The following is a 3,280-nucleotide window of genomic DNA, read 5'->3' as shown; positions in this document are numbered from 1 at the left end:
CGGCACGATGAAGGCGCTGGGCGCGACCCGTGCCCGCGTCGTACGCGGCTACCTGACCACCGTCGCCATCTACAGCGCGGTAGCCACCCCGGTGGGCATCGCCGTCGGAGTCGGCGTAGGTCGGTATCTCACGACGCGGCTTGCCGCACCGATCCCGCTGGCCACGGGCCCGTTCGAACTGCCGCCCGCGGTGATCGGCATCGGCGTCGCGGTGGGTTTCGGGATGCCCATGGTGGCCGCGCTGCCGGCGCTGTGGCTGGGAACCCGCGTCAGTGTGCGGGATGCGCTGGCGGCGTGGGGCGTGGCAAGCGTGCCGGTGGCCCGTACCGGCCCGGTAACTCGGCTGCTCGCCGGCCGGTTCGGCCGGGTACCGCAGACCGTGTGGCTTGGACTGCGGGGGCTGCTGCGTAGGCCGTGGCGGGCCGCGTTGTCGATCACGACCGTCGCCACCGCCGCGATCTGCTTCCTGGTGGTGCAGTCCATGGCCGCCTCGGTCAGCGGGTCGATCGCCGCGGTGTGGGGCAACCTCGACGCCGATGTCGAGGTCAACGTGGGCGAGAGCGCCTCCTACAGCCAGGTCACCGCCGCGCTCGGGTCGGTACCCAACATCGGCACTATCGAACGGGCCGGGTGGCTGGGTGCGCAGACGGCCTGGGGCAAGGCGTCTGTCTGGGGGATCGAGCCGAACAGCCGGCTCTACCACCGCCAACTGACCAGCGGGCGCTGGTTCACCGCACAGGACACCAACGTGGTTCTCCTCGGCGACCGGCTGGCCGCCCGCGCCGGCCTGCACATCGGCAGCACCTTCCTGCTGACCGGTCCCGGCGCCCACCAGGTGAGCTGGACTGTCATCGGCACCGTCCGAGAGTCGGTGGACGACCTGACCCAGGTCGGCGCCGCCGTCGCACCGGTCAACCAGGTCTACGAACTGCTCGGCGCTGACGCCGCCGACATCGGGAATTACACCAACCGGCTGCTCGTCCGGGCGGCGGACCGGTCACCGGCCGCGGTCGACCGACTGACCCGCGACATCGACCAGGTTGGTCGCCATGCTGCCGCCGACGGCCGGGCCGGCCCCATCGCGGAGGTCTTCACCTTCAACGACGAGGTCGTGCGCCACCAGCGCAACTTCACCCCGGTGTATGCCCTGCTGGTGGCGGTGGCCGTGGTCGTCGCGGCGGTGGGGGTGCTCGGGCTGGCCGATGCCATAGGCACCTCCGTCGTCGAACGCCAAAAGGACATCGGACTGCTACGGGCCCTCGGCGCGGCCGGAAGACGGGTGGCCACCGTGTTCTGGATCGAGGGCCTGGCACTGAGCGTGGTGGCGTGGCTGCCGGCCGCCCTCGCCGGCGTCCCGCTGGCGTACCTGTTCGTCGGGCTGTTCGGGCGCCTGGTCATGCCCGTCACGTTCCATTTCGACCCGTCCGCGTTCGCGGTGATGCTCGCTGCCACCCTCGCCGTCGCGACCCTCGCGAGCGTCGCGCCAGCTCTGCGGGCGGCCTCGCTTCGTGCCGTGGACCTGCTGCGCTCCCAGTGACCCCGACCAACGAGAAAGGCTGATCAACATGCTCGTCCGCACGGATGCCCCGCACGAGACCCACGCCCGGAGCCGCCCGACAACCTTCGCCGGGCTCCTCGTCGCCGCCGGCCTGCTCATCGCACTCGTCCTGGCGGCGACCGCGTGCGGTGGCGGTCAGTCCAGCGCCCAAGGCGGTGTCGAACCCCCGGCAGCGACCCACGCCCCGCTGTCCCCACCCCTCCCGGTGAGCCTCGAGGACCGTACCGCGGTCGAACAGCAGGTCGCCGCCCGCCTGCGCCTCGACCCTGCGCAAATCCGCGCACAACTGCAGGCCGAGCCCAACGCCACGCTCATGACCCTGGCCAAGCCGCTCGGGCTGGCCCAGGACGCGCTCGGCCCGATCATCCTCGCGGCAGTCAACGACCGCGCCGACGCGGCGCTACGCTCTGGCACGTGGACGGCCCCGCAGGCCAACCAGGAGGAACAATTCTGGACAGCGCAAACCCAACCGGACCTCATCGCCGAGATCAGCCGTTGGTTCCGCGAGAGCTAGCCGCCGGTCCGCGCGCGGCTCCCCGGCTGGGCGGGCTGCGCTGGCGGCTGACGATCTCCTACGCGCTGGTCACCCTCGTTGCCGCGGTCACGATGAGCGCGGCCACCACCGCGGCCCACACGGCCCGGGGCATCACCTCCGCGGACCGCGCCGGCGCGCCAACGATCCTGGAGAAGTCCATCGGGGCAGCGATGCCATACCTCACCCAGCCGGCACCCGACCCGGAGGCCATCCGCTTCTGGGTCGCCATACCCCTCATGGACGACCTGTCGCGACAGACCCACAGCCAACCATTGGCGGTAGCCGTTTTCGACAGTAAAGGCACCCTGCTCACCGCCGAAAGTTGCACCCAGCAGCAGCACACCGCGTCCTCCGCCGCCACCTGCCGCACCGACGCGCAGGCCCGCTTCGAAGCCCTCCTGGCCGACCCGGCCGGGCAACAGGCCATACAGTCCGCCCTACACGGCAGGGGAAACGCCCAAAGCATCACCGGGACCGTATCGGGTCGAGGCTTCGCCGCCACCGCGGTACCTGGCGGGAAGCAGCCCGGCGGCGCCCTCGTGGCGATCTTCGACGGCGCTGTTCCCGCCGTCCCGCGCCAACAGCCGTTCGCGGCATTCCTCACCGCGTGGAAGGCGAGCTGGTCCCCAACCTGGCTACCGCTGATCATGCTGGTGCTCATTCTCGGCACGGCCACCGGCCTCGCTCTCTCTCACCAGCTCGTGCACCGCTTACGTGCCATGGCGGCCACCACCCGGACCTGGAGCCACGGCGACCTCCATCCCACCGTCGATGCGCACGGCCGCGACGAGCTGGCCCACCTCGGCACCGACCTCAACCACATGGCCGAGCAGATCCGGAACCTGCTCGCGGCCCGCCGCGAGATCGCAACCATGCAGGAACGCCAACGGGTGCAGCGCGACCTGCACGACGGCGTGAAACAGGACATGTTCGCGGCCTCCCTGCACCTGGCAGCCGCCAAAGCCTCCTTGCACGGCGAGGCAGACGCAACGCTCGGCCACCTCGACGACGCGCACGAATCGACCCAACGAGCCCAGCGCGAGCTCACCGCGATCATCGATCAACTGCGCCCACCGACGCTGTCCCCGCACGGGCTGTCCACGGCGGTCGCCGAACTCTGCACGCACTTCGAACACCAGGCCGGAATCCCCATGGAATGCGACATACCACCCAGCCTCTACCTGTCC

At 70.8% G+C, this 3,280-nt stretch carries 3 protein-coding genes; all 3 read left to right on the top strand.

Features of this window, described 5'->3' with window-relative positions; genetic code table 11:
* Window positions 1–1,537: ABC transporter permease (locus tag U9980_RS26000; protein WP_322770339.1), on the top strand; the 1,537-nt coding region annotated here is incomplete at its 5' end.
* 28 nt (window positions 1,538–1,565) lie between these two features.
* Window positions 1,566–2,072, top strand: coding sequence for a hypothetical protein (locus tag U9980_RS25995; RefSeq protein WP_322770338.1), 507 nt, complete (start codon window positions 1,566–1,568; stop codon window positions 2,070–2,072).
* Window positions 2,054–3,280, top strand: a 1,227-nt coding sequence (locus U9980_RS25990) for a sensor histidine kinase (protein WP_322770337.1), incomplete at its 3' end; no start/stop codon positions are given. The genes U9980_RS25995 and U9980_RS25990, both read left to right, overlap by 19 nt.

Origin of the sequence: Protofrankia sp. Cr1, assembly GCF_963555865.1 — a bacterium.
Classification (GTDB): Bacteria; Actinomycetota; Actinomycetes; order Frankiales; family Frankiaceae; genus Protofrankia.
The sequence above is the reverse complement of the archived record's forward strand: the minus strand, read 5'-3'. Positions and strand labels throughout refer to the sequence as shown.